The sequence below is a fragment of the Pseudomonas sp. FP2196 genome (assembly GCF_030687715.1).
Classification (GTDB): Bacteria; Pseudomonadota; Gammaproteobacteria; order Pseudomonadales; family Pseudomonadaceae; genus Aquipseudomonas.
This window is the reverse complement of the sequence record NZ_CP117445.1, coordinates 737,494-760,898: the sequence shown is the minus strand read 5'-3', so window position 1 is coordinate 760,898 and position 23,405 is coordinate 737,494. Positions and strand designations below refer to the sequence as shown.

Here is a 23,405-nt window from a genome sequence, read left to right as displayed (position 1 = left end):
CGATGAACGATAACGCGGTGAGCCTGCAAATCAGGATTGTGGGTCAACCCGATCCAGCGCCCGGTTCACCGCCAGTTCGGCGAGCATGACAATCTGCTGGATGCCCAACACGGTGCTGCGTTGCGCGCCGCTCAGTTCATTGGCGAAGTTGCTGGCCGCCGTGCTGGCGCTGGCCAGTGATTCGCAAGCGTGGGCGAGCAGGCTTTCGGTGTCGACACTCGGATTGACGAGGAACATCGTGCTCGGCTGGCGGTTTTTTTTCGGTTCGGGGCAGAGATAGAAATCGAGCGCGCGCTTGATCGCTTCGCGGTTTTTTATCTGGTCATCGGCGCGGATGGCGTCGGCGAGTGGCGTGGTGGTTTCAGTATTCGAATCGCCGTTATCGTTGTTCAATTTTTAGCTCCGATTATCTATTGGAGCCTTCACTTCCGTACTGGTAGCAAGGCTTTCGCCTACTTGAAATTCAGGTTTCCACACCCGGTCGCTGAGGTGTCAGCGACAGCCCAAGACTAGTGAGCGCACGTCCGACGGACAACCTGAAAACCTTGTGGGATGCTTCTGAGATTTCGATACACGATTAAACATCCCGACTTGAAATCCACTCCCTGTAGGAGCTGCCGCAGGCTGCGATCCTTTGATCTTGACCTTCAAAAATCAAAGTCAAAAGATCGCAGCCTGCGGCAGCTCCTACAAAGGTATGCGCGATTTTCAAGCCCATGTAGAACCTGTGGGAGCGAGCCTGCTCGCGATGAACGATAACGCGGTGAACCTGCTACCCCCCCGAACCACTGTCAACCTCGCCACCCTGATCCTGATCAAAAAACTGCGGGATCTCATGCTGGTAGCTTTTCAGCCAGCGCTGCATCGCCAGTTCCCGTTCAGACGGCGTCACCGTCTGTACTTTCGGCGAGGCCACTTTGTTGCGGCTTTGCAGCAGCAGCCAGCCTTCGGTTTCCTGTTGCTGAGCCGAGGCCGGGCCGGCGTCGATGGCATAACCGCTGAGCGGTAGAGCCAGCAGACCAAGGCAAAAAATCGCGGTTTTCATCGCAGCTCTCCTTACTTGAGCATCGCTGTAACGGCGGCATTGGCAGGGCTCGGAACCTTCAGTTTCTCAGCGCGGCTTTGCGCTTCGCTGAACTGTGCCGGGCTGAGCCCGAGGCGGCTGACCAGTTCGGCGGCGCGGTTCCAATCGTCCTGATACAGCAACAGCGTGACCAGATTCAGCGCGGCCAATTTATCGCTTTGCTTGAGCTCCATGGCCGTAAGAAATTCGAAGCGTGCGTCCTCGATGCGCAATTGATTGAGGTAAACCACGCCCAGGTCATTGCGGATTTTTTCGTCGGTGGGGGCCAACCGCGCAGCGCGTTGCAGGTGCGCCTGTGCCTGACCGTAATCGGATCTGGCCGCCGCGAGCTGGCCCAGACCATGTTCGGCCTCGGCGGCCAGGCAACTGCCGAGCAAGCTGCGATACAACGGCTCGGCCTCGCTGCGCCCAAGCAGACGGTAGACCTTGGCCTTGCGCAACCGCACATCGGCGAGGTTGTCCGGCAGGCTTTGCAGGTTGGCCAGGCTGGCGTGGAGCTTGCCGTCTTTGGCCATGTCATCGGCCAGGTTCAACGACAGTTGCTGATCAGAACTGAGCTTGCCGCAACTGGCGCTGTTGGTCAGCGCTTCCCAGGGGTTCTGCCCGGTGCTGGCACAGCCACCGAGCAACAACAGACATGCACCGGCAATCATTGCTTTCATCACCACTCCTTCAAGCCCCCAAGGCCTTGGCCAGGGCGGTGAAGCCCGGGCCGGCGAGGACGATCAATAACGCCGGGAAGAGAAACAGCATCATCACGACGGACATTTTTGCGGACATCTTCGAGATGTATTCCTGCAGGCGCGTGAGGCGCCGGTCATCAAGCAGTTGCTTGAGCGAGAGCAGCGACTTCATCGCCCCGCCGCCCTGATGCAGCAACTGCTGAAGGATCACGCAGGTGTCGGTGAACTCGTCCACCGCCAGCAATTGCGTGGCTTTGTTCAGTTCTTCCCCCAGCTCAAGGCCGGAATCGACCCGCGCCAGCACCAGCCGCAGTTCCTGAGTCAGCACTGGCAGCAACGCCTGGCTTTCGTGGCTCAGCACGCGCAGCGCCTGCTCCACGGCCATACCGGATTCGAAGAGGATGCGCAGCAGTGGCAGGAAGGTGCCGATCTCGTTCGACAGTTGTTTTTGCCGTCGCGCCACGGCAATCACCAGCAGCCGTTTGGGCAACAGGTAGCCGACGCCGACCGCGAACAACGGCGCGACCCATTGCTTTTCTACGGTCGGAAAAAACACCGATTGCAGCAACACCGTCAGCGCCAGCAGCAACAACGGCGTACCGATCTGGCAGGCGGCGAACAGCGAGCGCTGACGGGCGCTGCGCCAGCCGAGACGGTTGAGTAACGTCTGGGTTTCGTTGTCGAGCTTGACGCTGCGCTGGCCGACCTGGCTCTCGCCGAGCACGTGCAACAGGTTGCCGAAACGGTTTTCGCGGATCAGGTCACCGTCCAGTCGCCGGCTGATCTGCCGCGCGCGGCGGCGTTGCTCCAGCAGGCTGGCGATCAGTAACAGGGCGGCGCCGAGCAACAACACGGCGCTGATCATCAGGGGTGTGGTCATAGGCTGCGCAACATCCGCCAGAGCAACAGACTGCCAATCACCTGCATGCCGAACGCCGTGGCCAGCATTCGCTGCCCGGACGGGTCGTGCCACATGGCGACCAGATAAATCGGATTGGCCATCAGGAAATACCCGGCCATGGCAATCGGCAGCAAGCCCAGCACCCACGCGGTAAGGCGGGTTTCGCCGGTCATGGCGCGCAATTGGCGTGAAGCCTGATCGCGCTCGCGGATCATCTTGATCAGGTTTTCCAGCAGTTCGCTGGCGTTGCCGCCATAGCGGTGATTGACCTTGAGGCCGAGGGCGAACAGGCGAAACTCGTCCTTCTCGTAGAGCTCGGCCATGTCTGACATCGCGTCCGGCAAACTCACGCCCAACTGGACGTTGCGCTGCACCCGGCCCATGGCGTTTTTCAGGGGATCTTCGCTGGCCTCAATGCCACCGAGCACCGCATCGGCCAAGGTGCGACCGGATTTCAGACTGCGCACAGTGTGGTCGAGCAATTGCGGCAGTTGTTCGATCATCCGCCGCAAGCGCCGTTGGTAGCGCCAACTGACATACAGGCGCAGCATCACTGGCGGTAACACCAGCAAAACCAGCAAACCGACCCATCCGGCCAAGGCAAAACCGATCAGGATCGCGAAGGCCCAGAGCAGCAGCCAGATACCGATGCGCTCGGTCGGACGGCCCAGTCCTGCGCGCAAAAAGGCCCGTTCAAGGCTGGCCCAACGGGGCGAATTCGCCGTCAGTTGCGGCTGGCCCTGATTCAGTCGGTCCATTACCCGCTCGGCGCCACTCTGGCGCCAGCCGTTGTAGAACAGGCGCAAAGACAAACCGAGCAGGCCCAGGCAAATCACGATTAGCAACAGCGGTTTGAGCATGCTGTGGCCCTCAGTGCGCCAGCGTCGGTTCGCGGCGCAACTTGTCGCCGGCCGGGTTCACCGCTTCGCGCAGGAAACCGAAACCTGTGCGGCGGTCGAGACGGAACAAGGTGTTGGTGACGTAGACGTCATCGCGCACGCCAACCACTTCCACCACTTCGCTGACGCAACGGCGGCCATCGGGCATGCGGGTCAGTTGAATCACCACATCCAGTGCTGCGCAGATCATCTGGCGAAGGGTGCGTTCGGCGATGGTGCGGCCAGTCAGGCCGACCAGCGTTTCCAGGCGCAACAAGGCATCCTGGGCATTGTTGGCGTGTACGGTGCTCATCGAGCCGTCGTGACCGGTGTTCATTGCGGTCAGCACATCGACCACTTCGACGCCGCGGATTTCGCCGAGGATGATCCGGTCAGGACGCATCCGCAGGGCGTTACGGATCAGGTCGCTGGCCTTGACCTCACCGTGGCCCTCGGCATTCGGCGGACGGGTTTCCAGGCGCACGACGTGCGGGTGGCCGAGTTGCAACTCGGCGACGTCTTCGATGGTGACGAGGCGTTCGTGTGGGTTGATCAGCTGGCTGAGGATGTTCAGCAGCGTGGTCTTGCCGGTACCGGTGCCGCCACTGACAAGAATGTTGCAGCGCTTGCCGACCGCCTCTTTTATGAAGTCGTAGATCGCCTGATCGATGGTTTGCATGGCCATCAGGTCCGTGCTCTTGAGCATGTCCTTGCGAAACTTACGGATCGACAGGCACGGGCCATCAAGAGCAATCGGCGGGATGATCGCGTTGACCCGACTGCCATCGGGCAGGCGCGCATCGACCATCGGCGACGACTCGTCGAGACGTCGACCCAGCGGTGCAAGGATGCGCTGCATGACCCGTTCGACGTGGTGTGCATCAATGAAACGCAGGTCACTCAAATGCAGCACGCCATCGCGTTCGATGAATACCCGATGCGGACCGTTGACCAGAATCTCAGTGACGGCGCTGTCGCGCAGCAGCACTTCCAGCGGGCCGAAACCGGTCAGTTCATCGACGATCTCTTCGGCCAGACGCTCCATTTCATAACGGGAAATCGCCAGGTGCAGGCGTGCGATGTATTCGGCGACCTTGTCGATGACGAACTGCGAGAGCACCTGCCGCGAACCCTCCAGCAGGTTTTTCCCGGACTCTTCGATGGCGTCGATGATGTAGCGGTGCAGCACCAGTTTCAGGCCATCGTGATCGGTGTTGCCGGTGGCGTGGCGCTGCGGCCCGCCAAACAATTGCTCGCCGTTCATGAGGTGCCTCGCAAGCGATCGAACCAGGTGATCTTCGGCTTGGCCAGACTTTCCGAGCGTTTCGCCAAGCGTTCGCCAAGGGTGCGCAGACTTTGGCTGAGGGCTTCACGCGGGGCCAGTTCGAACAGGGTCACGCCCTGATTCTTGGCGTTGAGTCGAACTTCCGGGCTGTAGGCGAGCACGGCAATCACCTCCAGGCCGAAGGTCTTGCCGAGGGTGTCGGAATCGGGGGCGACGTTACGCAGATAGCGATCCACCAGCAGCCGGCAATGGTCGAGTTTCATGCCTTTCTCGCGCCACAGATTGAGCACGGCGAGGTTGCGGCGACAGTCGAGGACGTTCTGGTCGGTGTACCACAGGAGTTTGTCGCAATGGCTGACGAAGGTGCGCAGCGCTTCGCTGTCGGGTTGCCCGGTGAGGTTGACCACGATGTGCTGGAAGTGTTGGCGCAAGGCGCTGAGCAACATGTACAACTCGGCGGCGCTGGTGCGTTCCAGCGGCTCGTCGGAACCGGCGTAGGCGAGGATGCGCAACCCTGCTTCGGCGCTGGTGAAGGCGCTGTCGATGAGGGTCGCGTCGAGGCGCCGCAGGTGGCGCAACGCATCGCCGAAATGAAACGAGCTCTCCAGCCCCAACAGCGCCAGACTGTCACCGCGCGGCAGGCCCAGATCGAGCAACAGGGTTTGCTGCCCGCTCTTCTGCACCACCAGCGCCATGTGGTTGGCAAGCAGTGCGCCGTCGGCGTCGCTTTGTACCCCGTAGAGCACGGTTAAACCGCCAAGCTGGGTGTTTGGGGTAACCGCCGGCAAGCGTTTACTCAGGCGTCTCACCAACCCGGCGACTTCGCTGGAGCGCGAACCGTAGGCGACAAAATCCCGTGCCCCGGCGCGCATTGCATTCAGCACAAGCTGATTGTCCATACCGTCACCGAGGGCGACGATGGCGAGCATCGGTTTGGCTTCCAGCACGCCTTCGATCAGCGCGCTCTGGGCCACCAGATGCTCGCGGTCGAGACCGACGAAAACCAGGCTGGCAAAGGTCACGTCTACCAGTGCCAGCAGCTCGTCAAGACTGCCACCGCCGGCGCTGACCACTTGGCCAAGCGGTGCCAGCGACCCTTGCAACCACTCAAGATCAGTGTCGTTGCGGGTGATGGCGAGGAAGGTCTGACTCAGGTTCTGGCTCATTGCGATAATCCGCTGCGTTTATCGAAGTTGCCGTTTTCGAGGAAGTACAGGCGATACCAGTTCGGGTCGTAGTTGCGCAGTTTCTCGCCGGGTAGCGACGGCAGCGGCGCATTGGCGGCCAGCGGCTGGACCAGGTGCGGCGTAACAATCATCAGCAACTCGCGCTCTTCACGATTGATCGAGGAGTTGCGAAAGAACGCGCCTATGACCGGTATGTCGCCCAGCCCGGGAAATTTGTTCACCTGAGAGGCGTTCTGCGTGCTGATCAAACCGCTGATCACGAAGCTCTCGCCATCGGCCAGAGAGATGCTGGTGTCGGTGCGGCGAATGGTGAACGCCGGCACCGTGGTACCGCCGATGGTCACGCCGTTGTTGTAGTCAAGTTCGCTGACTTCCGGGGCGACCTTGAGGGCGATGCGGTCGCGGCTGACCACCGTCGGAGTCAGTGTCAGGCGGATGCCGAATTCCTTGTATTCGATGGAGTAGCTGTTGCTGTTGGCGCTCGGCACCGGGATCGGAATTTCACCGCCGGCGAGAAAACTTGCGCTCTGCCCGCTCAACGCCACCAGGCTCGGCCGCGCCAGGGTGTAGGCAAACCCGCTGCCCTCCAGCGCATTGACGATGCCGAGGAATTTACTGCTGCCGCCGCCCCAGACAATGTTGAACATGTCGTTGGCCAACGGGATGCCGGGCACTGCGATACGCGGGTCAATGTTGGCCAACGGCACAACGCCGGGGGTGACGCCGGTGTTGGGCACGGTACCCGGTGCGCCGAACAGAAAGTTGTTCGAACCTTTGCCGTAGATCGATGTGCCAGCCTCCTTGAGTTTGGTACGACTGACTTCGACGAAGCGGATGTCGGTCTGTACTTGCGACGGCAGGTTCGGGTCTTCGGAGGCCGGCAGCGAGACCGTAGTCATGGCCGCACTGGCCTTGCCCTGCACGAACACCATGCTTTGGCGCGGGGCGCTGGAACAGGTGCTCCAGATCATCAGCGTGGTGGCGCCGGGGCCGACACCCGTGAGCAACACCGCGTTATCGCCGGTCACGCGCACGTCGGCGATTTTCGGATCGCCCACCGCCACCCGAGTGATCGCGACCGGCGATTGCAACGCCTGTTGCAAACCTTCGCCGACCTCCAGCACCGAAGGCAGCGGGCCGAGCGCGGCGCAATTGCCGGCGGCGGCGACGGCACTGCCGATCGAGGCAACACTCAGCAGCGAGGCCCGGAGCAAGCCGTTGAACAGGGGCGTGAAGCGTGTGCGCATGTAAAGGCGTCCTTGCTCGATTCAGGGAGTGGGTTGAGCCGTTTCGGCACCGCGGATGACTTCTACGGTGGATTTGCGTGGGGCGGGTTGACCGGCCACGGCCATGGGTTTGGGCGGTGCGGTCAGGGACAGTTGACTGAACTCAAGCAGTTCCCGGCGAGGGGTGTCGAGTTGCGTGGAAACATCGTTTTCGCCGGCCCAGTATTTCGCCAGATGCTGCTCATCGGCGCTGCGTACCGCCAGACGCAGCACACCCGCGCTGGACGCCAGCATCAAGCGGCTGACCAGCGGTTCCGGCACTGCCAGCACCACACTGCGGGCGGCCATGCGCTGTTGTTCCTGTTTGAGTCGCTCTTCATCACTGCGCGCCGGGCCGGCAGATTGGCCGTCGTTGGTCAGGCCCATCTGGCTGCCGACGGCAAGTACGCGCACAGCCGTCACCACTCGTTGCGCCGAGGCCTGTGGAGTGTTTTCATCTTTGCGCAGGAACAACAGCACATCGATGTAATCGCCGGGGGCCAATTGCCCGCCGGCGTTGATCACTTCATCCACCGCCACCGCCAGTGCCCGCTCGCCGGGACGAATCATGCGCGCCAACGGGCTGCCCGGCTGGAAGCTTTCGTCACTGAGCCAACTGCCAGCGCTCAGAGGCCGCCACGGTGTGCGGCCGATGACCTGATCGACATTGCCCAGGCTACCGGCCGGCGCGGTGCGCAGTTTTTCCACGGCCACGTCGGCGGCGGTGATCTTCACGAAGGGCGGGATGTCGCGCAGCAACACAACGACGGACTGACGCGTTGGGTCTTCAACAGGTTCGGTGCTGGCGACGGGCGTTGCGGCTGGCGCGACGGCGGGGGCGGCAACCGGTTCGGCCACCGGCGGCCGGCTCAAGGTGAGCCCCCAATACCCGGCAATGATGGCGCCTACCAGAAACAACCCGGCCAGACCCAGAGTGACGCGACTGTTCATGACGGCTCTCCCTTTCCCGCTGCGTTTTGTCTCTCATGCAATGACCCGTGACTTCCAACGAGATAACTTCGCAATCAGGCAGCTATGAACAAGCAACTATTTCGCTATTTGACGGTAGCGCAGCCAGAACAAAACGCCATTACGAACACCAAAAAATCCAACGAAAGTAGCGGCTTGAAGCGCCAAATGTCGTTTTCTGCCGTTAAACGGACCACTACTACTTAGGTATTAATCTGTTCTTACAGTTGTAGGCTCGGGATTTGCCGACAATGCTGATGCTGGCACAGGGAAATCATGTTGCGAGCGCGCAACACCTGGCGTGCACAAGGAGAATCCTCATGTCGTATTCCCGCGTTGTACAAAAGATCAAATCCGAGATCGCATTCTTCAAAGGCCTGGCCAAAGACACCGAGGGCGCGTCTGCCATCGAGTACGCACTGGTCGTCGGTCTGGTGGCGCTGGTGATTGCCGCGTTCGGTAACGGTATCGGCACTCAGGTCACCTCGATCCTGGAAGCCATCGAGACCGCGCTGACACCGGCCACCTGATCGGACCCGATAACTTGTCAATGCGGCCATTGGGTTCTACCGTCAGCACTCAGTCCATTGCAGGTGTTGCCCATGAACTCTTTACAGACTCCGCGCCAGCAGTTGCTCCTCGTCGATGATGAGGAGGACGCACTGCTGGAGCTTGCGGAGTTGCTGGAGGGCGAAGGCTTCACCTGTCATACCGCAACGTCGGTGAAACTCGCTCTGCATCACCTCACCCGCCATCCCGATATCGCCCTGGTGATTACCGATCTGCGCATGCCGGAAGAAAGCGGCATCTCGCTGATCAAGCGCCTGCGTGAACACACCTCGCGCCAGCACCTGCCGGTGATCGTCACTTCGGGGCATGCAGACATGGAGGACGTCAGCGATATGCTGCGCCTGCAGGTGCTGGACCTGTTCCGTAAACCGATCTATCACGTGCGCTTGCTGGAAACCCTGGACAACCTGTTTCCCAAGTCCAAGGCCAACATTGGTTGAAGGTGTTTGACCCCGCTCTATGGGCGGGGTCAAGAGCAGTCAGTGCGCGGTCACCCGTTGACGCAGTCCTGAATTGCTCGGCGACAACGCCAAGGCTAACTGGGTGCGGTTATGCATGTGCGTCAGGCGCAAGACCTGCGAGACATACAGCTTGACGGTGTTCTCGGTAATGCCCAGTTCGCAGGCAATCTGATAGTTGGTCTGGCCCTTGCCCACCAACCGGGCAACGTCCAGTTGACGCGGCGACAACTGATTGAAAATCGCCGGTATCTCCACCGCCCCTTCGGCATCACCCGACGCCTCGTCACTCACAGGCGCAGGGCCGCGGCGGACTTTGTCGAGGTCCTGATAAAGATCGTCGATCGACTCGGAGAGAAATTGCAGCTTCTGATTCAGGTTGCCCAGTTGCAGGGTTTTCTGCCGTTCCTGCAACGCCACTTCCTGGCGCTGCAACCCCTGGAGCATTTCGTCCAGATCAACCGGTTTCTGGTAGTAGTCGGCAATTCCGGCGCGCAAGGCTTTGATCACGTCCTGCTTGTCGGCACGGCCGGTGAGCATGATGGCTTCAAAGACCCGATGCTTGCCGGACAACCGTTGCAGCTCCTGCACGAGCTCAATGCCATCCATGTCCGGCATGTGCAGATCGCACAGCACCAGGCCAATGGTGGTGTCTTCGATAAATTGCTCGATCGCCTGCTTGCTCGATACGCAAGGCACGCAACGATAGCCACTGCTTTCGATGAATTCGCAGAGTTCTTCGACAATCAGCGGCTGATCATCGACCACCAGAACTTTTACCGCCGACGTAAGCTTGTTCACTTGCCACTCCATGCCCAGGCCAAAGGCTGACCGTTCCTGTACTGACAGCGCGAGGCTGTACAACGTTGATTTGAAAGTAGACGCACTTTCCGACTATGTACATAGCAGTAGTGACAGGTGGCGACTAGTGGATCCAAAGTAACGTCAGGAATGTTCCAACCAGCACGAACGGTGCAAATGGCAGCTTTTTTGACTTTTCAGGAGCCATATATCGAAGACGTTCTCTAAGCCCTTGACTCATATGCAGCCAGAGTTTTGGCACCACCAATAACCAGATTGCACTGGTGAGCGCTGCACCGATAAACGTGCCAAGCAGGTGTGCACCGTCCGTCGCCAACGCCAACGCTGTCATTAGTTTCACATCACCGGCACCAAAATGTTTCAACACGTAACCGGGAAGGGACAACGCCAAGGCCAACAGGACAGCCCAGCCCGCCTGCGCAGGTTCGGCGCCGAGCCAGGTAGTACCGGTGATCAGTAAATACCCCAACGCCAACCCGCCAAATCCCAGGGTCAGCCCGTTGCCGATATGTCGCTGACGGGCATCCTGAGCCGCGCAAAGGGTCAGCCAGATCAGAAGGACAAAGCTGTGCATGCGGTAAAAAACGTCCGTTTTGGCTGATTGATTCTATGCTGACATTACGTAGTGATTGTCAGGGTAGACGCACTCATGAAAACCGCCCTCCCCCGCAAGCAAAAAGGTGCCGTGGCCATCGAGTTCGCCTTGGTGTTCGTCACCTTCTTTGCCGTGTTTTATGGCTTGGTCAGCTACAGCCTGCCGCTGTTGTTGATGCAGTCGTTCAATGAGTCGACGGCCGAAGCCGTGCGCCGCAGCGTGGCGCTTGACCCGACTACGGCCAATTACTCCACCGCAGTCACCGCCACGGCCCGAACCGAACTGGGCCGGCAATTGGCCTGGCTGCCCGGCGCGCTGAACTTCAACACCGCCACGGACAGCGACATCACCTATGTCGGTGGCGTGCTGACCGTGACCATCAACTATCCCACCAGCAAATTGAATCAGGCGTTGCCGTTTCTGGTGCTGCCGGGCATCGGTACGGTGCCGCGCCTGCCGGCGACTTTGCGCGCCTCGTCGAGCCTGCAATTTTGAGTACCGGTGACAAGCTGTTCGGCCGCCTGCTCAATCGACAACCCGAAAAAGTCCAGCCGATGGGCAGTCCTCTGGTGCCGAGCGTCGGCCTGCAGTTCTATCTGGATGGCGAAGGCCGGGTCAATCATATGAACGGGCCGTTGCGGCATGTGCTGGCGCAGCGGATGTCCTCCAGCCATCCCGCGCCTCTGCTGGAGTATGTGTTACCCCACAGCTGCCTCGCACTAGAGGGACAGCCTGCGGACTGGCAAGGACAATTGCTCGACCTGGATTTTTTCAGCCTGACCGGCCCGCCGCTGCACCTGCGCGGTTGGGTACAGGCGCAAGGTGACGGCTGGCTTTTGCAGTTGCTGGACATCGGAGATCTGCTCAGCGAACGACGTCGGGCCCGCAGCCGTGAGCAATGCCAGTGGCTGGCCACGCAGATTCGCGATCAGTTGCGCCTTGGCAGCCTCGCGCGTCTACCCGAGGTGCTGGGCGAACAGCTGCAACGCTTGAGCCAGCATTTGCACATCCCCTGTCTGGCGGTGGCGCTGCTCGATGAGCAAGGCCAGGGCTGGCAGATTCATCAGCATTATGCGGCGCTGAACGCGCCGCAGGTGTGGCGTGGGCAACAGCAACTGGGCACGGGGCTCGACAGCCTGAACGGCGCGTTGCCGCAACGGTTACTGGCTGGCGAGCAGCCACGCCTGAGTACGCTGCTCGGCCCGAATGAGGGTTTCGTCGTGCCTTACCGCGATGCCCAGGGCGTGGCGGCGTGGTTGCTGTGCGCCGGCTATAACGCGCAGCAGCAGGCACCCGATCTCGGTGATCACGACTGGCTGTTGCTGGCCGCTGCCGTGGCCGCGCCCTTGCTGGAGCGCCTGCGCGAGCATCGCCATCATCTGCAATTGGAACGCCTGGAAAGTCTGCAAGCGCTGCTCGGCACGGGTTGGTGGGAAGTGAGCAGCGACAGCGTCGACGTGCAGTTGGCCCCGACGCTGGCCGACAGCCTCGGTTTGCAAGCCGCGCGGATACCGATTCAAGACTGGTTCGCCCATGTGCACCCCGCCGACCGCGATGAGCTGCGCAGTCATCTGCAAGCCTTGCAGGATAACGGCACGCCACTGGAACTGTGCGCGCGCTGGCAGCGCAGCGATCAGCCATTGCCGCTGTGGTTTCGCTTGCAAGGCCGGTCTTTGGGCATCGGCGCCGAGCGGCGGCTGGTGGGGTTCATGCTCGACATCAGCGACATCAAGAATCAGCAGCAACAGGCGGCCGCTGCCCATGCGCGACTGGACAATCTGATCGCCAGCTCACCCGCGGTGATCTACGTGCAACGCTACGTCAAAGGGGCGCTGCAACCGACGTTTTTCAGCGCCAGCCTGCAACCGTTGCTGGGCTGGAATCTGGCCGATTGTGACGGCGGCCGACTGGTGGAACACGTCCACCCCGAAGACCGCCCACGCTATTTCGAACGCACGCGGCAGTTGCTGCGCGAAGGTTCAGTGAGCGCGCGTTATCGGGTCCTCGACCGCCAGGGCCAGGCACACTGGTTGCTCGACGAAGCCAAATTGCTGCGCGACGATCTCGGCCTGCCTGTGGAAGCTGTCGGGCTGTGGCTGGACGTCACCGAAGCGACCCTCGCCGCCGAGCAGGTCAAGGCCAGTGAGGAGCGTTACCGGATCCTGGTGGAAGATTCGCCGGCGATGATTTGCCGCTATCGTCCGGACTTGACCCTGACCTTCGGCAACCGGCCTCTGGCGACTTATCTGGAGTGCGCGCCGGAGCAATTGCCCGGTGTGAACCTGGGCAGCTGGATGTCCGACGAACAGCGCCAGATGTTCGTCCAGCGCTTGGCGCAACTGACCCCGGCACTGCCGGTGAGCACCGCCGAAATCAATCTGCGCCTGCCCGGTCGCGAACATGCGTGGTGGGTCTGGTCGGATCGCGGGGTGTTCGATGAGCAAGGACAACTGATCGAGGTGCAGGCGGTGGGCCGTGACAACACCGAGGTGCGCCGCTCGCAACAACAGCTGACCCAGAGCGCGAAAATGGCCACCCTTGGCGAAATGGCCACCGGCCTGGCTCACGAGATCAATCAGCCGCTAAACGTGATGCGCATGGCCATCGTCAATGTGCTCAAGCGCTTGAGCAACGGCGATGTGCAGATCGACTACCTGACTGACAAACTCAATCGCATCGACGCTCAAGTACAACGGGCGGCGCGGGTGGTGGATCACATGCGCGTGTTCGGCCGCCGTTCGGAAATCGAACAGCATCCGTTCAACCCCCTCGATGCGATCGAAGGCACGCTGTCGCTGTTGTCTGAAGGGCTGCGTGGCAAAGGTGTCGAGTTGCGCATAAAAGAGGCCGGTTTTGCGGTTCAGGTGCGCGGTTACGTCGATCAGCTTGAGCAGGTGTTGATCAACTTGATGGTCAACGCCCGCGACGCCTTGCTCGGCAAGCGCGAGGCCGATCGCGACTTTCAGCCGTGGATCGCCTTGTACGCCGAGTGCGACGAGCATGTGGTGCGGCTGTGGGTCGAGGACAACGGTGGTGGCATTGATCCGCGTCTGCTGGAGCGGATTTTCGAACCGTTCTTCACCACCAAACCGGTCGGTGTCGGCACCGGTCTGGGCTTATCAGTGAGTTACGGCATCGTCGAAAACATGGGGGGACGTCTGAGCGTGCGCAATGGCGACGAGGGTGCACGGTTCTGCATCGAGTTACCGATTGCGCTGAACGACTAGATCACCAGGATCGGTTGACCCGGTGGTCGACAACTGAGGTTGGCGCCTACATCGACCTTGTTCAGGGTGATGCCGAGGTTGGCGAGCAAGCCGTCGAGAATCGGGTCGAGTACCGGACTGAGCAGGTTCCCGATGACCACGCCCAGCGTACTGTTGACGTCGGCCAGCACGTCGGCGGTTGTAGTGAGCAAGCCACCCAGCAGGCTCGAACCGGTGGGTTTGTAGGCCTGAACCTGAACCCCGCTCAAGGTGCTTTTCAGGCTATTGACGACCCCTTGCGTGCCGAAGCTGTAGTTTTGCGGCGTTTGCTTGATTTCCGGCGGCTGATTGTAGGTGTGGATGCTCTGCATGCTGGCCACCGAAGTGTCCACCATCACACCGAGGCCACCGCCGTAGAAAGGTTTGCGCGAGTTGGGATCGCAATTAGGCGAGCCCAGGCCCAACAACGGAATGGTGCAGGTGATGACGCCGACATCAATCAACGCCAGCGGCTGCACCGTGACATCCGCCGAGGAAGAAAACGCGTTGGCGGTGTCGATCTTGCCGACCTTGAGCTTGACCACCGATGAGTTGGTCTGGGTGGTCAGGGTCTTGGTCGCGTCACTGGTGCAGCTGTAATCGGTGACATGGCTGTCGGCGGCGGCGGCCTCCAGCAAAATGTCGATGGTCGATGTGGGCAGAATCTTCAGGTCTGTGCGTTGGCAGGTGCCGCCCAGAGCACAGAACACCGAGTTCAGTGCCCCGGCAATGTTCAGGTGCAGCACATTGTTCAAAGTATCGGTCAACCCGCCCACCAGCGGCGTACTGACAATGGCATTGGCAAGCCCGGCCACGCCAGACAGCACCGGCAGATTCAGCGAGATCAGCGTACGTACCTGCGCGGTTTTCACGTAGATCCGGTTGGCGCCCATGGGATCAGCCTTGGCCAGCAGCGGATTGCCCACGGCCGACAATTGCGGCGGCTGGATGACTTTGGTTTTGACCGAGCCATTGACCAGTCCCGGAATGCTCAACGGCACGCTCGCTACCAGCGCGTTTTGACTGTTAGCCACTTGCACGACGGCTTCGATCAACTGGAACACTTGCAGATTGGCATTGAGCGCCGCCGACGTGGCCCCGGTTTGCAGTTGCAGCAATTGTCCGAGGGCCACCGAAGTGCTGCCGACGGCTCCCTTCAGTCCGAGCAGACCGTTGACCGCCACGCTGGTGGTGGTACCGCCCTTGGTCAGTACGGTGATGGCGGTATCGATCAGTTGGGTGATCTGGATGTTCTTGCTCAGCAATTGGGTGTAGTTGCCCGCGTCCACATTAACGTCGACCGCCAGTTGATTGAGGTAACTGAGCAGATTGATCTGGGTCTCTACCAGCCCCTGCCAGCCAGCAACGCTGAGGTTGAGGCTGCCGCCGAGCATCTGCCCGATCAACGAATTCAAAGCAGCCGACTTACTGGCATCGATGGTCAGCGCCGTGGTGCCGATGGTCAATTGGGCTTGCGGCGGCAGAATAGCCGAGGCACCCACCGCCGTGGCCGAGAGCCGCGTGGTCGGGGACACGCTGCCCGGCGAAAACAAGGCGTAGAGCGCGGCGGCCACACTGGTGGGCACAACATGGGTGGCGACCACACTGATGGCTTCTTTTTTCGAGGCGTCGGCGGCGAAGGCTCGCAGGTTGTTTGCACCGGTTTGCACGGTGCCGCACGTTACGGTCAGGGTCCTGTTCTGCGCCACGGTAAAACTGTTGCGTGCCGCACTGGCCGTGGCGTAGCCGTTTGCGCTGGCGCCTGTCAGGCAATCGCCACCGCGCGAGATCGCCTCCAGCGCGGCCACATCGACCACCCGCTGCAAGCTGCGTTGCTCCATGTACAAACGACCGCTGTCGACCACCAGCACCATGCACACCAAGGCCAGGCCGAGGGTCAGCGCCGCCACCAAACCGATCGCCCCGCGCTGTCGCGCCGGGCCGTTGAATTGCGAACGAGGCGACATCGCGCACTCCTTTGCCGGCGCACTGCCGAGCGCTACCTCCGTTGGTGGTTTTCAGTGTAGACGGGGCTGCTGGCAACGCGCCATTTTGTATGCGACAACCCCACCGCAGGAGCTGCCGAAGGCTGCGATCTTTTGATCCTGATCTTTAAAAGCAAGATCAAGAGATCGCAGCCTTCGGCAGCTCCTACAGGGGGATTTGTGTCGGGCAAAAAAATGGGAGCTCATTGGCTCCCGATTTTTATACAGCGTCAGCGCGGTGGATAGTTGGTGAGGATCCTGGCGACTGTTTCGCGAATGGCATTGCTGCGATCCGTCGGGTTCGGCGTGCTGCTGAGCATCTGCTCATCGCTGCCGCGCCACACCAGTTTGCCGTCCTTGCCGTCGAGCAGGTCAATCTGGATCGTCGCAACCTTGTAGGTAATGTTGCGCGTCTCGTTGTACATCGGCGCGCCCCAGTAGCCATTCCATGGGCCGCCCCAACCACCGCCGTAGTTGGTCGTCACTTGCTGCTGACGATCCTCGACGATCAGGTAAGTCTGCACACTCAAGTCGCCCTTGGCGCCGGCAGGCGCCGGGCGCAAACCGCGCTGATCCAGTTGATCGGTGACAGCCTGACGGATGCGTTGTTCGGTCAGGTCGCTTTTGATCCGTGGATCATCGGGACGGTATTGCAGGGCGGGGTCTTTCCAGCTCCAGTTGCGATAAGCGGCAAAGTCGCGGCTGGCGTCGAAGTCGTGATTGACCCGGTTGGCGGCACAGGCGCCGAGCAGCGCAACCATGGCTAATAAAACAAGACGGCGGTACATGGTTTTTCTCCGGTTGAAGACATGAACCTGCTAAAGCTTCTCGATTAACCGAAGCTAACTCGGAGGATACGCCGACATGGCCTTTTCCACAGCCTCGCGAATCGCGTCGGTGCGGTCGATCTGGCTGCCCTTGTTCGCGGTTTCGGCGCTGGCACTCCACACCGGCTGACCGGTACCGGCGTCGAACAGGTCGACCCGCACCACCACAACCTGTTCCTGATAGGTGCGCACGACCGGCACGCTGTTGTACATGCCGTAACCGCGACCATAACGATCATAGCCACTGTATCCGCCGTAGCCGTATCCGTAATCGTCCTGGACCTGACGCAAGCGGGTTTCCAGATGCAGATTGGCGGTGACGAACAGGTCAGCCGGGCGATTGTCGTGCAGCGGACGCAAGCCGCGCTGATCCAGTGCGTTGCTCACCGCCTCGGCCACTTGCGCCGAATCCGCCCAAGCCGTGCCTGACGGCAGTTGCCCATCGAGCCACGCCCAACTGCGATAGCGCCCGTAATCACGCGGCGGCGCCGGATAGGCACTGCGATCAAAGGTATTGGCGGCTTGCGCTGGCGCCGGCGGCAAGGGCCGCGACTGCGCCACGTAGGGGTTGCTGCCCTGGCAGGCGGCCAACCCCAGACAGATCAGCAGTAACCCCGATTGTGCTTTCATTTTGCGCTCCGATCAGATCGGCCGGCAGATCCAGTGCAGGTAGCGCCCAAGCCCGGCGAAGCTTGGGTGACGACGGTGGGCGAGTTCCATCTCGAGCAAATCCGCGAGTTCGGCGCGAGCCTGGAATTCCACCGGCATGTAGTCGTGGAAAACCCGCACCCCGCTCTGGCTTTCGACCTGCCACAAGCCTTCGAGTTGCGTTGCCAATTCCCGTGGGTCGAGTGGCTGCTGCGGGGTCAGGCTCTGCTTTTCGCCAGCCATGACGTTCTTGCGCATTTTCTTGAAATGGCCCTTGAGCAGATTGCGGTAAATCAGAGCATCGCGGTTGTAGAACGCCAGCGACAACCAGCCTCCGGGTTTGGTCAACTGATGCAGCACCGGCAGGATCGCGTGGGGTTCGGCCAGCCATTCCAGCACGGCGTGGCAGATCACCAGATCGTAGGGTTCGGTGAGTTGCCCGAGCAGTTCCTGCCACGGCGCCTGAATAAACGTCGCGGTCTGCCCTGCTTCGGCGAAACGCTGGCGGGCGCCTTCGAGCATCGGCTCAGCCGGCTCGGTAAAGGTCACGTCGTGCCCGCGCTCGGCCAGCCACAACGACATGTGGCCGAGACCGCCACCGATGTCGAGCACCCGCAACGGGCGATCCGGCAGTGCTTCGGCAAGGTCAGCCTGCAACACCGCGAGGCGAATCGCGCCTTTGGCACCGCCGTAGATTTTTTCGGCGAAACGGGTCGCCAACTGATCGAAATGCCGGTCGCCCATCAGCTGAACCGCCGTTCGCTGTCGGCGAGTTTGCTGCGCACCACTTCATTCATGTCCAACCCCAACTCGCTGCACAGCAGCAACAGATACAGAACGATATCGCCGACTTCCTGCCCGGCGTGGGCGAGTTTGTCCGCCGGCAACTGGCGCGACTGGTCTTCGGTCAGCCACTGGAAAATCTCCACCAGTTCGGACATTTCGACGCTGGCGGCCATGGCGAGGTTTTTCGGGCTGTGAAATTGCCGCCAGTCATTGCGGTCGCGAATGGCGTGCAGGCGTTCGGTCAGTTCAACAAGGTTCATCGGGCTCTCCTGAAGGCGTATAGCTTCGGGGGGATGCCGGTTGAAGGCAAGGGCCAAAGAAAGCTCTATGCTTGCAGGGAACTCGGCCACCTGCGTCGTGGCCCAAGGCTCAGCTCTTTCATCAGGATGAACACATGCAGGTAGAAAGCTTTTTCGAATGGCTCGGCCAGGCACTCGGTTCGGTCATTCGCTTTATCGTCGATGGCCTCAGTGGTTTGTTCAACATGCTGAGCAACGCCGGGGGCAACTTTGTCGACGGTTTGGCCAAGACGTTGGGGATGGACACTTCGATCATTAGCATCATCGCGCTGATCGTCGGGTTGATGCTGCTGTGGTCGGCGATTCGCGCGTTCATGAACGCGTCGATCATTGCCGGGATCATCTGGTTGCTGCTGGGGTTGTGGCTGTTGAGCTGGATTATTCATTAGACCTCTGGAAGGCCCTCTCCCCAGGGAGAGGGCTGGGGTGAGGGGCTGGTTATCCGAGCAAAGCAATTCCCCGACGAATCGCTACAATGCCCGCTCCCCAAGGAGCCCGCATGTCCAACCTGATTGCCGACTGGCGCGACCGCCCGACTCACCGCAAGGTCTGGGCGCTCGCCGCGCCGATGATCCTCTCCAATATTTCCGTACCGCTGGTGGCGCTGGTCGACAGTACCGTCATCGGCCACTTGCCCCACGCCCATCAATTGGGCGCCGTGGCGGTTGGCGCAAGTCTGTACACCTTTCTGGCCTGGGCCATGGGTTTTCTGCGCATGGGCACCACCGGTTTCGCCGCGCAAGCGGCCGGGCGTAGCGATGGCGCGGCGTTGCGGCAGATTCTCTTGCAAGGGCTGCTGCTGGCGATGGGGCTGGCGCTGGTTCTCGGCACCTTGGGCGTGCCGCTAAGCGGCGTTGCACTGCACTTTATGCAGCCGTCGGCGGAACTGGATCAGCTCACTCGCGACTTCTTCCACACCCGACTGTTCGGCCTGCCCGCAGCGCTGGCCAGTTATGCACTGGTCGGCTGGTTCCTCGGCACCCAGAACGCCCGGGCGCCGCTGGCGATTCTGCTGACCACCAACCTGATCAACATAGCGCTGAATCTGTGGTTCGTCATGGGGCTGGACTGGGGCGTGGTCGGCTCGGCCCGGGCCTCGGTGATTGCCGAATGGAGCGGCGCCCTACTCGGTCTGCTGCTGACCCGCAAAGCGTTGCGCGCCTATCCCGGGCAAATCGTCTGGGCTGCGCTGAAAGTGTGGCAGAGTTGGCGCCCGCTGCTGGCGGTCAACCGCGACATTTTCATCCGCAGCCTGGCGCTGCAATCGGTGTTTTTTCTGATCACCGTGCAAGGCGCGCGACTCGGTGATGCGACGGTCGCCGCCAACGCGCTGTTGCTCAACGGTTTGCTGCTGACGGCGCATGCGCTGGACGGTCTGGCTCACGCGGTCGAAGCCCTGTGCGGGCATGCCATCGGCGCCCGCGATCGCCTGGCCTTGCGCCGCTCATTGGTGGTCGCCGGTGGCTGGTCCCTGATCGCCAGCCTTGGCTTTGCCCTGCTGTTTTTACTGGCCGGGCACTTGTTCATCGAAATGCAAACCGACATCCAGAGCGTGCGCGACACCGCGTTCGTATACCTGCCTTACCTCGCTGTGCTGCCGTTGATTGCGGTCTGGAGCTACCTGCTCGACGGCCTGTTCATCGGCGCCACCCGCGCGCGGGAAATGCGCAATGGCATGCTCATGACCGTGGCTTTGCTGGTGCCGTTCGCCTGGGCACTGCAAGGTTTGGGCAATCACGGTCTGTGGATAACGTTCCTGTTGTTCATGGTGCTGCGCAGCCTGACGCTCGGCGCACAGGCCCTGTGGCTCAAGCGCAACGACGGCTGGTTCAACGGCGCTGCTCACTGAGCCGGCGTGTGCTCGATGAAGCCGACCACTTGATCGAGCACCGGCGCCAGTCGACGCAGTGGTCGCGACAGGGTCGCCACCAGCGTGATGTGATTGGGCCGCGAGTAATACAGGTCCTGTACCGGCACCCCGGCCTCGCGCAGTTTGCGGGCGAGGCCGGCGGTGTTGCGGGTCGGGTTGACCAGATCGTCCTTGTTCGCCGCGATCAGCAGAGCTGGCGGTGCGCCGCGACTGACGTGATTGATCGGCTGCGACTGCGGCGGTGAGTCTGGCCAGAAAAACACCGGGCGCACATCAGGATTCACGATTGGCAGAAAATCGTACGGCCCGGCCAGACCGATCCAGCCACTGATGTCCTTGGGCGACATCCCCACGGCAGCGAGCAAGTCGTCATCCAGCGCCAGCATCGCCGCGTTGTAGCCACCGGAGCTGTGCCCCATCAGATACAAGCGTTGCGGATTGCCGGAAAACTCGCGAATGTGCGCACGGGTCCACGCCACCGCCCGCGCGTTGTCTTGAAGAAACAGTGGATAACGCACCTGCGGATACAACCGATAATCCGCCACGACCGCGACAATCCCCCGGGACGCCAGCGCCTCGCCAACAAAAGCGTAATCCTCGCGCGCGCCGCTGTTCCAGCTGCCACCGTAGAAAAACACCACGACCGGCGCATCCGCCAATCCATCACGCGGCACGTAGACATCGAGCTTCTGCCGGGGATCGTCACCGTAGGCAATGCCCGTGGTTTTTTCGAACGTGCTGTCCGGCGTCAGCGCATTGAGCAGTGTTACCGGCGAACACGCGCTTAGCAGCAACACCACTACAGCGCCGATCATGGCGCCGAACCCTTGCCGGAAAAAACCTGCCATACGCGCGAACCTCAGGATTGATCGCCACCCCACTGGCGACGTACATGGTCGAGCCGCTCCTGCTGGGTCAGCCCCACCGGCGGCGGCACCAGCACGGCGCGCGGATGCAGCAAGCGTAGCCACAACCAGCCATCGAGCACACTGCGGTCGCTGAACCCCAGCGCCAAACCTTGTTGAACATGGGAGGCCATCGTTGCGTAATCGGTTCCGAATGATTGGCACCAGCGCCAGATGTGCTGCTCCAACAGGCAGGTTTGCAGGCGTTCGCGCTGCCGTCGCGTAAGGCTTTCTTCGATGTTCAATGGTTCTACGGCAAGCCCGGGGTTGCGTAACTGCTGCCAGCCCTGGCTGCCAATCGCACGATCGGCCCAGGTGCCACCGAACCAGCGCAACTGGCGGATCGGACCCAGCCAGCGACTCAATTCGCCAGCATCGCAGGCGTCGAAGAAATAGCTGGCGGTCTGGCGGTTGTAATAGCTGAGCAAGGCCCGATGGTTCAATCCGAACGAGATCGTGAGCATGCGTTGCAAGTGGCTCAGCAGTTCAGGCGCCGGCGCCTCGCTGCCCAGCAGCAAGCCGCGCCAGGTATCCGGATCGCGTTGACACAACGCCCCCAGCGCCTGGCTATCACGCAGGTCAATCAGCACCGGGCCGTGCGCGCTCACCGGCTCGAACTCGGTACCGTCAAACAGCCAGAAGCGCCGCACGTCGCCGAAAGCCTGTCGCAGTAGCGTCAAGGCCCGCGATGCATCCGGGCCGTCGAGCAACAGCCATTGCGCCATCGGCTCCAGCGCCGCGCCGCTCATGTTGCGCCGCTCTGTTCAAGCGCGGTGAGTAACCGACAACTGCACACGACCTCTGTGCAGTGGCTGAAACTGCCGCCTCCGGGCATCAGGCACAGCAACAAGAGCGGCTCGCCTGATCTGAGCAATTGCTGCAGGCCTTCACTGACCAATTTCTCCGGCAATGGTGGCGGCGGGTCATCGGTGATGTTCGGGGTGGCGGCCGGTGGTTGCAGCACCCCGCTGATCATCGGCTGATCGGGATCGCCTTCAAAGAAACTCACCACGACCTCGACGCCATCGCCAAGCGCCAGCGGCGCATCAGCCAAGGCTGGAGCGAGCGGCAGCCAACAGTGACTCGGCGCCGCACCTTCACCCTGATAGAGCCAGTCGAACTGCACCGCCACCGGGCGCAAATGATCGGGCTGAGGTTCGTCGACCGCCACCACCCAGGCCCGTTGCAGACTGTGCATGCGCAGTCTCGACGGCTCGGCGGCCGACGCACACGCTGGCACCTGCTGCGCACCGAACAACCGGTTGGCATAAGGCAGATCAAGGGCCGGATCGGCGCTATGTTCCACCTTGGTCAGCAACCAATGGCGATTGCATTCGGCGAAGGGATGCCCGACCAGACGCAGCCATTGGCCGCTACGCAACGCCGCCAGGTCACTGCGTCCTTCGGCATGTGGTGCCAGCCAGGTGCCTTCGGCCTGACACGTTTCCTGCAATTGCCAATGGTGTACCGCGGGGCCGGCACAAGGATCGGCGGGCTCGCCCTGATACAAAGCGGCGTCAGCCAACGGCAACTGCGCCGGATCATCGCCGAATACCAGGCAATGACCGCCGCGCTGGTGCTCGAAGAAATAGTGAATCCGCGCCTGCGCGCACAAGCGTTGCAGCAGTTGCAGATCCGATTCACGGTATTGCGTGCAGAACGTGCGCGCCGGGTAGTCGCCACGCAACTCGAAGCGGCGCTGCGCACCGACGATACCGTGCTCCCTGAGCACTTGCTCAATGATCTGCGGCACCGAACGGCCACTGAAAATCCGTTGACTGATCCGCAGATCGAGGCAGCCAAGTTTCGGCCCCAGGCGGATCCGGCTCAGTCTGGAACCGTGCCCCTGCTCATGCTGGACGAGGCTCTGCAATTGCCCGTGCACGCCCTCCCCCGACGGGCCGAAACACAGGAAAGCCGAACGGTAAAGCAGGCCGGCAAGGTCCAGTTGCGGATCGTCGATCAACACATCGATCTCGAACGCAAAAGGCTCGCTCAGGGCCTCGCTACCGGTGAAGGCGAGGACTTCGAAAGGGTCGGACAGGCCCGCTACATCGAGACGAAACGAGGACTCGTTGGCTTGATCGAACATAGGCGGATCTCTACAGGAGGGGCGGTCGGGGATTCTCGCCGAGAGCCATGG

The 23,405-nt window shown here is 61.4% G+C and carries 25 protein-coding genes; 6 read left to right on the top strand and 19 right to left on the bottom strand.

Going from position 1 to position 23,405, the window contains the following annotated elements; translation table 11 throughout:
• Positions 1-30: 30 nt before the first annotated feature.
• The 9 genes from PSH79_RS03300 to cpaB all read right to left on the bottom strand — a co-directional run bounded on the left by PSH79_RS03300 (position 31) and on the right by cpaB (position 8,234).
• Complete coding sequence (locus PSH79_RS03300; protein ID WP_305441232.1) at positions 31-393, bottom strand: DUF6124 family protein; 363 nt, start codon at positions 391-393, stop codon at positions 31-33.
• 379 nt (positions 394-772) lie between these two features.
• The gene (locus PSH79_RS03295) at positions 773-1,045 is read right to left on the bottom strand and encodes a DUF3613 domain-containing protein (protein WP_305441230.1); all 273 of its coding nucleotides are present in this window, start codon (positions 1,043-1,045) and stop codon (positions 773-775) included.
• A gap of 11 nt (positions 1,046-1,056) precedes the next feature.
• Complete coding sequence (locus tag PSH79_RS03290; protein WP_305441229.1) at positions 1,057-1,746, bottom strand: tetratricopeptide repeat protein; 690 nt, start codon at positions 1,744-1,746, stop codon at positions 1,057-1,059.
• Between the two features lie 10 nt (positions 1,747-1,756).
• Positions 1,757-2,647, bottom strand: coding sequence for a type II secretion system F family protein (locus tag PSH79_RS03285; protein ID WP_305441228.1), 891 nt, complete (start codon positions 2,645-2,647; stop codon positions 1,757-1,759).
• On the bottom strand, positions 2,644-3,528 hold the full coding sequence (locus tag PSH79_RS03280) for a type II secretion system F family protein (protein ID WP_305441227.1): 885 nt from the start codon (positions 3,526-3,528) through the stop codon (positions 2,644-2,646). Before PSH79_RS03280 ends, PSH79_RS03285 begins: the two co-directional genes overlap by 4 nt.
• A gap of 10 nt (positions 3,529-3,538) precedes the next feature.
• Positions 3,539-4,810: a CpaF family protein gene (locus tag PSH79_RS03275; protein ID WP_305441226.1), complete on the bottom strand. Its 1,272-nt coding sequence runs from the start codon at positions 4,808-4,810 to the stop codon at positions 3,539-3,541.
• A complete protein-coding gene (locus PSH79_RS03270) occupies positions 4,807-5,997 on the bottom strand; it encodes a pilus assembly protein (protein ID WP_305441225.1) in 1,191 nt (396 codons plus the stop codon). Before PSH79_RS03270 ends, PSH79_RS03275 begins: the two co-directional genes overlap by 4 nt.
• Positions 5,994-7,265 carry a type II and III secretion system protein family protein gene (locus PSH79_RS03265; RefSeq protein WP_305441223.1) on the bottom strand — a complete coding sequence of 424 codons (1,272 nt, stop codon included), beginning with the start codon at positions 7,263-7,265 and terminating at the stop codon, positions 5,994-5,996. Before PSH79_RS03265 ends, PSH79_RS03270 begins: the two co-directional genes overlap by 4 nt.
• Before the next feature lie 21 nt (positions 7,266-7,286).
• Entirely contained in the window at positions 7,287-8,234 is a 948-nt protein-coding gene (gene cpaB / locus PSH79_RS03260) for a Flp pilus assembly protein CpaB (protein ID WP_305441222.1), read from the bottom strand.
• Between the two features lie 338 nt (positions 8,235-8,572).
• Here cpaB and PSH79_RS03255 point away from each other — a divergent pair, with 338 nt between their 5' ends.
• Positions 8,573-8,782 carry a Flp family type IVb pilin gene (locus tag PSH79_RS03255; RefSeq protein WP_305441221.1) on the top strand — a complete coding sequence of 70 codons (210 nt, stop codon included), beginning with the start codon at positions 8,573-8,575 and terminating at the stop codon, positions 8,780-8,782.
• Positions 8,783-8,854: 72 nt separating this feature from the next.
• Entirely contained in the window at positions 8,855-9,262 is a 408-nt protein-coding gene (locus PSH79_RS03250; RefSeq protein ID WP_305441219.1) for a response regulator, read from the top strand.
• 39 nt (positions 9,263-9,301) lie between these two features.
• Here PSH79_RS03250 and PSH79_RS03245 read toward each other — a convergent pair whose 3' ends face one another.
• Positions 9,302-10,081 (bottom strand): response regulator transcription factor, encoded by a 780-nt coding sequence (locus tag PSH79_RS03245; RefSeq protein ID WP_305441218.1) that lies wholly within the window; start codon positions 10,079-10,081, stop codon positions 9,302-9,304.
• A gap of 124 nt (positions 10,082-10,205) precedes the next feature.
• Complete coding sequence (locus tag PSH79_RS03240; RefSeq protein ID WP_305441217.1) at positions 10,206-10,676, bottom strand: prepilin peptidase; 471 nt, start codon at positions 10,674-10,676, stop codon at positions 10,206-10,208.
• A gap of 75 nt (positions 10,677-10,751) precedes the next feature.
• Here PSH79_RS03240 and PSH79_RS03235 point away from each other — a divergent pair, with 75 nt between their 5' ends.
• Complete coding sequence (locus tag PSH79_RS03235; protein WP_305441216.1) at positions 10,752-11,192, top strand: TadE/TadG family type IV pilus assembly protein; 441 nt, start codon at positions 10,752-10,754, stop codon at positions 11,190-11,192.
• Positions 11,189-13,924: a PAS domain-containing protein gene (locus tag PSH79_RS03230; protein WP_305441215.1), complete on the top strand. Its 2,736-nt coding sequence runs from the start codon at positions 11,189-11,191 to the stop codon at positions 13,922-13,924. The genes PSH79_RS03235 and PSH79_RS03230 overlap by 4 nt, the downstream gene beginning before the upstream one ends.
• Here PSH79_RS03230 and PSH79_RS03225 read toward each other — a convergent pair.
• From PSH79_RS03225 to PSH79_RS03205, 5 genes are all read right to left on the bottom strand, one after another.
• Positions 13,921-15,909, bottom strand: coding sequence for a TadG family pilus assembly protein (locus PSH79_RS03225; RefSeq protein WP_305441214.1), 1,989 nt, complete (start codon positions 15,907-15,909; stop codon positions 13,921-13,923). The two genes, PSH79_RS03230 and PSH79_RS03225, sit on opposite strands and share 4 nt — an antisense overlap.
• Positions 15,910-16,157: 248 nt before the next feature.
• On the bottom strand, positions 16,158-16,715 hold the full coding sequence (locus PSH79_RS03220) for a DUF4136 domain-containing protein (protein WP_305441213.1): 558 nt from the start codon (positions 16,713-16,715) through the stop codon (positions 16,158-16,160).
• A 54-nt stretch (positions 16,716-16,769) separates the two neighbouring features.
• A complete protein-coding gene (locus PSH79_RS03215; protein WP_305441212.1) occupies positions 16,770-17,384 on the bottom strand; it encodes a DUF4136 domain-containing protein in 615 nt (204 codons plus the stop codon).
• 12 nt (positions 17,385-17,396) lie between these two features.
• Complete coding sequence (locus PSH79_RS03210) at positions 17,397-18,146, bottom strand: methyltransferase (RefSeq protein ID WP_305441211.1); 750 nt, start codon at positions 18,144-18,146, stop codon at positions 17,397-17,399.
• Positions 18,146-18,448, bottom strand: a complete 303-nt coding sequence (locus tag PSH79_RS03205; protein ID WP_007951009.1) for a MazG-like family protein — start codon at positions 18,446-18,448, stop codon at positions 18,146-18,148. The genes PSH79_RS03210 and PSH79_RS03205 overlap by 1 nt, the downstream gene beginning before the upstream one ends.
• A 134-nt stretch (positions 18,449-18,582) precedes the next feature.
• Here PSH79_RS03205 and PSH79_RS03200 point away from each other — a divergent pair, with 134 nt between their 5' ends.
• Together PSH79_RS03200 and PSH79_RS03195 are read left to right on the top strand one after the other, a co-directional pair.
• Complete coding sequence (locus PSH79_RS03200; protein WP_126359744.1) at positions 18,583-18,876, top strand: hypothetical protein; 294 nt, start codon at positions 18,583-18,585, stop codon at positions 18,874-18,876.
• A gap of 110 nt (positions 18,877-18,986) precedes the next feature.
• Positions 18,987-20,336: an MATE family efflux transporter gene (locus PSH79_RS03195; protein WP_305441209.1), complete on the top strand. Its 1,350-nt coding sequence runs from the start codon at positions 18,987-18,989 to the stop codon at positions 20,334-20,336.
• Here PSH79_RS03195 and PSH79_RS03190 read toward each other — a convergent pair.
• From PSH79_RS03190 to PSH79_RS03180, 3 genes are read right to left on the bottom strand one after another with little or no spacing between them, the layout of a single operon-like run.
• Positions 20,330-21,205 carry an alpha/beta hydrolase gene (locus PSH79_RS03190; protein ID WP_305441208.1) on the bottom strand — a complete coding sequence of 292 codons (876 nt, stop codon included), beginning with the start codon at positions 21,203-21,205 and terminating at the stop codon, positions 20,330-20,332. The two genes, PSH79_RS03195 and PSH79_RS03190, sit on opposite strands and share 7 nt — an antisense overlap.
• Before the next feature lie 11 nt (positions 21,206-21,216).
• Positions 21,217-22,011 carry a DUF4123 domain-containing protein gene (locus PSH79_RS03185; protein WP_305441207.1) on the bottom strand — a complete coding sequence of 265 codons (795 nt, stop codon included), beginning with the start codon at positions 22,009-22,011 and terminating at the stop codon, positions 21,217-21,219.
• Complete coding sequence (locus PSH79_RS03180; RefSeq protein ID WP_305441206.1) at positions 22,008-23,354, bottom strand: type VI secretion system Vgr family protein; 1,347 nt, start codon at positions 23,352-23,354, stop codon at positions 22,008-22,010. Before PSH79_RS03180 ends, PSH79_RS03185 begins: the two co-directional genes overlap by 4 nt.
• Positions 23,355-23,405: the final 51 nt, after the last annotated feature.